This is a genomic window from Pseudomonas sp. GM84, assembly GCF_000282535.1.
Lineage (GTDB): Bacteria > Pseudomonadota > Gammaproteobacteria > Pseudomonadales > Pseudomonadaceae > Aquipseudomonas.
On record NZ_AKJC01000147.1, the window covers coordinates 1 to 2,034 of the forward strand.

General features: G+C 45.4%; 2 protein-coding genes and 1 pseudogene. All 3 read right to left on the minus strand.

Features of this window, described 5'->3' with window-relative positions; genetic code table 11:
• Window positions 1–204 (minus strand): annotated as a pseudogene (locus tag PMI38_RS27525) (hypothetical protein); the annotation flags it as partial.
• A 305-nt stretch (window positions 205–509) separates the two neighbouring features.
• On the minus strand, window positions 510–1,151 hold the full coding sequence (locus PMI38_RS13085) for an imm11 family protein (protein ID WP_008094685.1): 642 nt from the start codon (window positions 1,149–1,151) through the stop codon (window positions 510–512).
• Window positions 1,148–2,034: RHS repeat-associated core domain-containing protein (locus tag PMI38_RS13090; RefSeq protein WP_081502538.1), on the minus strand; the 887-nt coding region annotated here is incomplete at its 5' end. The genes PMI38_RS13085 and PMI38_RS13090, both read right to left, overlap by 4 nt.

Genomic DNA, 2,034 nt, shown 5'->3' on the forward strand with positions numbered 1-2,034 from the left:
GTTGCCGGACGCATCGAAGTCAATGCCATAGCGCTCGCCGCCAAAGTCGCGGCTGGCAATGACGCGGTGGTCTTCGTTGTACTGGATCTCCAGCTTTCGGCCCAGTACATCGGTGGCCCAGCTGGTGCGGTTGGCGAAGTCGTAACGGAAGAGATAATGCTCGCCATCGCTGGTCCAGTGCTCGACTACCCGTGGCTTGTCGCGACAGGCTCTTAGACGAAAACTATAGTCAAACTACGAGACAATTTAAAGAAAGTGACTGAGACAATGTTGGCAGCCACTTCCGAAATCCAATTTTATAGAGAGCCAAAATTACAATTATGTTAGCACAATCTACCACCCCGACACACAGCTTAATAAATACAAGACAAAGCGCTATAAATCCATCAATATCTTACCCTTTCACTCACTCTCCACAAGCCCAAACCTGTTAAGCCCTACACTTTATCATTCACAGCGTAAAGCGGAATAACGAACCATATGCACACAACTAAAGCCAGGCTGAAAAATTAAATATTATCAAGCTCAGCCCAAGCATCATATTTATAGTGCTCGTCAATCCGCTCAAATTGAATTCCCTTCAAGTAGCTAGCAGCAACTTTAAACTTCTCACTGCAAAACAGCTCCAGAGTTTCTTGACATCTAAAAATATCGCTCTCTATCGCCGCCGAAACCACAAAGTTTACAACACTATCTATGCTCACAGAACCTGGATAAAGAAGATTCTCAATTTCGGCCCCTGTCTCCAAGTCTTTGGATACTAGATACTCTGATTTAGACTTATCTAGCGCGGCCAAACTCTCCCCAGGCAGGAATATAAAAAAATCATCTTTCCGAGACTTGCCTTTATGAACAATCTCCAAAGGAATAGCCTTATATTTTGCCCCTAACTCATCGCATATCGCTAAAAATTTTTTTGAAACATAAGTATCGCCCACTTGATAGAAGTCAAAATTCAAATCATCTAGATCCATCTCCAAGCCAGACAGTTTCAGAGTGTAACTTTTTTTTACTTCAATTTCCGAAGGGTTCGATTCAAGCGGATCCCACTCAAACTCATCACAATTAAAAAAGCCTGACAAAACAATTGGACAACCTCTATCTTCCGCAGAGTACCGCATAACATAGTAAGTTTTTTCAACGCCATTCATAAGAGCCTCCCAGTAACAGCATCCACTACAAACTTATTATTCATAAGCCCTTCTCTTGCGAAATCCTGTACCCTTCCAACACCTAATACCAATTGCGTATCAGAGATCCTACCAACTTTAAATGCATCATTCAGGGCTGAAAGCTTAGTTTCCACGGCTTTAGTATACTGAGCATGATTCGACCAATGACCTGGAAGATCTATGTTTTGCGTTAAGTTTTTGCTTCCAGGTAAAAATATACCATTTGAAGCGCCATCGCCGTCAAAACCCATAGACTGCAACTTTTGAAACATTTTCGCATAGCGCGGCTTATTCATCAGCTCTTCGGGAATTAGGTGATGATTTGCCATCCCATCACCATTTCTAGCCCCCATGTTTTGCCCCAACTTCGTGGAGCACCAGCCTAACGGGTCGACCTCTTGAAGGGGGTTAGTGACATATGAATAAATATTAATGCCGCCAGCCAGCCCTATCGGGTCATGCGATAGAAATCTTCCGACTTCAGAATCATAGTATCTATACGTGTTGTAATGTAGCCCCGTTTCGCTGTCAAAGTACTGCCCCTGAAATCGGAGATTTTGCTCGACCTCATTGACGGCCAGATGCTCGATCGAACCCCATGACCGATACGTCGCCTGCCAGACGATCTCGCCTTCGCTATTTGTCAGCTCCAACGGCGTACCAATCTGGTCGGTGTGGAAATAGTAGACCTTCTGCTCTTCACCTTCTGCTTGATCAACACGCGCCAACGGCGCATAGCTACCCGGTTCATACAGGTACACGATGCTCTGCCCTGGCGTCTCCTCTCGCAGCATCCGCAGCCCTTGCCACAGGAACCGCTTCTGCTCGACTTCACCATTGATTTCAGCCTGCTTGGCCACCC

What these genes read in the sequence shown, in the direction of transcription:
- PMI38_RS13085 (WP_008094685.1), bottom strand. Translation starts at nt 1,151, where the DNA reads ATGAATGGCGTTGAAAAAACTTACTATGTTATGCGGTACTCTGCGGAA.